The sequence below is a fragment of the Syntrophaceticus schinkii genome, assembly GCF_000946815.1.
Lineage (GTDB): Bacteria > Bacillota > DSM-12270 > Thermacetogeniales > Thermacetogeniaceae > Syntrophaceticus > Syntrophaceticus schinkii.
Genome location: NZ_CDRZ01000066.1, coordinates 1 through 3,716 on the forward strand (window position 1 = coordinate 1; position 3,716 = coordinate 3,716).

At 43.1% G+C, this 3,716-nt stretch carries 4 protein-coding genes; all 4 read left to right on the top strand.

Annotation, left to right across the window (positions count from 1 at the left end; all coding sequences use genetic code 11):
* The first annotated feature begins 345 nt into the window (after positions 1-345).
* The 4 genes from SSCH_RS04365 to SSCH_RS04380 all read left to right on the top strand — a co-directional run bounded on the left by SSCH_RS04365 (position 346) and on the right by SSCH_RS04380 (position 3,532).
* Positions 346-1,107 (top strand): GntR family transcriptional regulator, encoded by a 762-nt coding sequence (locus tag SSCH_RS04365; protein ID WP_044664411.1) that lies wholly within the window; start codon positions 346-348, stop codon positions 1,105-1,107.
* 13 nt (positions 1,108-1,120) lie between these two features.
* On the top strand, positions 1,121-1,759 hold the full coding sequence (locus tag SSCH_RS04370) for a cobalamin B12-binding domain-containing protein (protein WP_044664412.1): 639 nt from the start codon (positions 1,121-1,123) through the stop codon (positions 1,757-1,759).
* A gap of 361 nt (positions 1,760-2,120) precedes the next feature.
* The gene (locus SSCH_RS04375) at positions 2,121-2,909 is read left to right on the top strand and encodes a methyltetrahydrofolate--corrinoid methyltransferase (protein WP_044664413.1); all 789 of its coding nucleotides are present in this window, start codon (positions 2,121-2,123) and stop codon (positions 2,907-2,909) included.
* A 281-nt stretch (positions 2,910-3,190) separates the two neighbouring features.
* Complete coding sequence (locus SSCH_RS04380; RefSeq protein ID WP_052835302.1) at positions 3,191-3,532, top strand: cobalamin B12-binding domain-containing protein; 342 nt, start codon at positions 3,191-3,193, stop codon at positions 3,530-3,532.
* The last annotated feature ends 184 nt before the right edge of the window (positions 3,533-3,716 follow it).

A 3,716-nucleotide genomic window follows, 5' to 3' on the forward strand; every position in this document is an offset into this window, starting at 1 on the left:
ATAGCGGAGAAGAATGGCGTAATGCTTGGAGTAATTATGATCAAGGACAGGAGCTAGCACTGTATCTTTTTGATCACATGCTAGTATGAAGGCGACTATTCGATGATATAGAGTGCCCCATGGAAAATAAATAATCAAAAAATCGTTTCCTGAAGACAAAGATTTCAGGAGATATAAGTTTTTTACGCTTTCTCCAAGTACTATAAATGGAAATTCCGGAACAGTTAAAATGTAGACATGTTAAATAATGGGAGCGCGGGTTCTGCCAGGTAAATGTTTTCGTTGCAAAACAGCCGGATATTTGCTACTCTATATGTATATACAACAAAAAATAGGGGTTAGCATATGCAAGGTGAAATAATTGACAAAAACTCTGTTATTCCGATTTACTATCAGCTGTTCAAATATTTCGAAAATCAGATCCGCAGCGGACAACTCCAACCGGGGGATACCCTGCCTACCAAACTGGAAATAGCTGCTCGGTTTGATATCAGCCGCATGACAGTACGCCATGCCATTGGCGAACTCATGTCTGCCGGGATGGTTTACACCCAAAAAGGTAAGGGAACCTTTGTGGCCAGCCCGCGGTTGGACAGCGTTGTTTTTAATCTCAATAACTTCTATGATGAAATCAGGCAGAAGGGAATGAAGCGCCACGCAGAACTCCTGGAGGCCAGAATTATCAAGGCAGACGAAAAACTGGCCAGGAGACTGGGAATAGACGTCAACACCAGGTGCCTGTATTTCAGGATTGTGATTACAGCTGATGGGGAACCACTCGCCTATGAGACCAAATATACAGTTTATTCAAAACGATCTCCGATCCTCGAATCCGAACTAAAAGATCCCTCTCTATCTACTCTAGCTGCTGCTCATAGTGATACCATTCCATCAAGTTCCAAAAAAGTGCTGATGGTCTCCAACGCCACTGAAGAAGAAGCAAAAGTACTGGGGATTTCTCCTGATACACCGGTTTTTCTTTTGATCCAAACCATTTACAATGCCGAAAGCAAAATCATCGCCTGGGGAAAATCTCTTTATCGCGGTGACCGCTATAAACTGACTACTTATGAAGGTTGGAATATCGAAGATATCAAAAATAGCTGAGGGGAGTTAAGTTATGAGCGAAAACTTAATCGACGCCATGGCTAATTTAGAAGAGGATAATGCCCTTGCCCTTGTCAAGAAAAAGCTAATGCAAGGCGAGACTGCCTATGAGATCGTTGAGCAGTGCAGAAAAGGGGTAGAGATTGTAGGAAAAAGATACAGTGAGGGAACTTACTACCTTTCTGATTTGGTCATGTCTGAAGCTATTTTAAAAGACGTTATGGAGATAATTGAACCCTATTTTCCCAATAATGGCATAGGAACCAATGAGAGCAACGGTGTCCAGGTTGTTATGGGGACTATTGAGGGGGACATTCATGATCTGGGCAAAAACATTGTCATCTACCTCTTGCGTTCATCAGGATATCGCGTCCGTGACTTAGGGGTCGATGTAACCCCGGAGAAATTTGTTGAAGCCCTTAAAGAAACGGGAGCAAATATTATCGGTGTTTGCGTGCTGCTTACATTCTGTATCGGATATGTCAAAAAACTGATTGACCGGCTGGCAGAAACCGGCCTTAAAGACAAGGTTACCGTTGTACTGGGAGGGTACCCTGTAGATGAACAGGTAAAGGCATATACAGGTGCGGATTATGTATCCAATGATGGTGTTAAAGCACTGGAGATCTTTGAACAGATTTCCAGGGGGTGACAGGGGGCGCTTCTCTGTCACCTCGACATTTCCTAACTCCGCTTCTTTTTTCATCCTCTGCTGGGTGTCGCCTGGACAGCATGGATGTCTAATCGGTGGTTTGTGGTTGGTCATTAGTCGTTGGGAAAAGAGATTGCCTTCCGCCTGCTCGGTAATATTCGACTTCAGCTCAACTTTTCATCCCCTGCTGGTGATATTCCGGGTTGGTGCCGCCTGGACGGTGTATGAGCGTCTACCCAAAAAAAGAAAATTATTAGAAGTCACATTATTTTTTATTAACACTTGTATAGACAACAGGACATATGCTATAATTAAGGCACAAGTTGTATAGACATCAATATAAGGGGGAGGAGATTATGGAATGTTAATCATCGGGGAAAAGCTAAACAGCACGATCCCGAAGGTACGCAAAGCTATTAAAGAAAAAGACGAGGCTTTCGTCCATGAACTGGCACAAAAGCAAACAGAAGCAGGTGCTGACCTGTTGGATATCAACACTGCCATGGAAGATGAAGTAAATGATATGCAATGGATAGTGGAAACCGTTCAGCAGGTGGTGAATACACCCCTATGTATTGACAGTACCAATCCCAAAGCCATAGAAAAGGGATTGGAAACCGCCCAGGGAAGGGTGATGATCAACTCCATCTCTATGGAGAAAGCACGTCTGGAAGGGATGCTTCCGCTGGCCCTGGATGCCAAGTGTGAACTTGTAGCATTGGCCACAGATGACAAGGGCATTCCCAAGACTGTAGATGAGCGACTGGCCATTACCGGGAGATTGATCGATATTCTAGAAAAGAACAGTTTTCCTCTGGAAAAACTATATATTGATCCCCTTGTCCTGCCACTCGCCGTAAGCAACGATAATGCCCTGATTTTTTACCGGAGCCTGACCGAGATCAAACAGCGATATGGAGTCAAAACCATTTCCGGACTCAGCAATGTCTCCCACTCCCTCCCCCAGCGCCGCCTGATCAACCGGTATTTTCTAGCAAACTGTATGAACTTGGGGATGGATGCCGCCATATTAGACCCTTTAGATGCACAGATCATGACAGCGATAATGGTTACAAACCTGCTGATAAACAAGGACCGCTTTTCCAGAAAGTTTTTGCAATCTTATCGCTCCGGAAATATTGAAGGGTAGCCTTGTGCGACATTGGAAGCACCAACAGAGAATTAAAAATGGGGCTCAAGGGTTAAAGCAATAGGAAGGTAGATTTCGAAAATATTCAACCTCTATTATCGGTTAGATATACTGGTATAGTATTGCAGATGGGATATTTGGAGTGGCGTATTATGTATATACATATATACTAATCAGTTAGGCTGTCAGCGTGTCAATACTATTATGGAGGTGGTGTCCTAAAGGGAAATGGTAAAAAAGACGGAAACAGTACTGATAAAAAACAATAAGGAGGGAAACATGTGTCTAAGGAATTAGTTATAGCGCTTTCAGAATTACAGGAGGAAGAAGCGTTAAGTATTGTGCGAAAGTTAATTGATGCTGGTGAGGACCCTCTTATGATTATGGATGCCTGCGGACAAGCCATGGATATTGTAGGCAAGAAATATGAAGAAGGAGTCTATTTCGTGCCGGATCTTATTTTTTCCGGTGAAATTTTGAAGAGTGTTTCCGCAGTAGTCAAACCTAAATTGGCCGAAGGGATAGATCAGAAGCGCCTGGGTCAGGTTGTTTTGGGCACTGTTGCCGGAGATATTCACGATACAGAACCCGCGCTCCCATTATTTAACATGTCTACATTTTAACTGTTCCGGAATTTCCATTTATAGTACTTGGAGAAAGCGTAAAAAACTTATATCTCCTGAAATCTTTGTCTTCAGGAAACGATTTTTTGATTATTTATTTTCCATGGGGCACTCTATATCATCGAATAGTCGCCTTCATACTAGCATATGTATAAAAAGATACAGTGCTAGGCTCCATGTCCTG

Bases quoted from the DNA above. Each gene is read 5' to 3' on its own strand.
- SSCH_RS04375 (WP_044664413.1), top strand. From the start codon at position 2,121: ATGTTAATCATCGGGGAAAAGCTAAACAGCACGATCCCGAAGGTACGC.
- SSCH_RS04365 (WP_044664411.1), top strand. From the start codon at position 346: ATGCAAGGTGAAATAATTGACAAAAACTCTGTTATTCCGATTTACTAT.
- SSCH_RS04370 (WP_044664412.1), top strand. From the start codon at position 1,121: ATGAGCGAAAACTTAATCGACGCCATGGCTAATTTAGAAGAGGATAAT.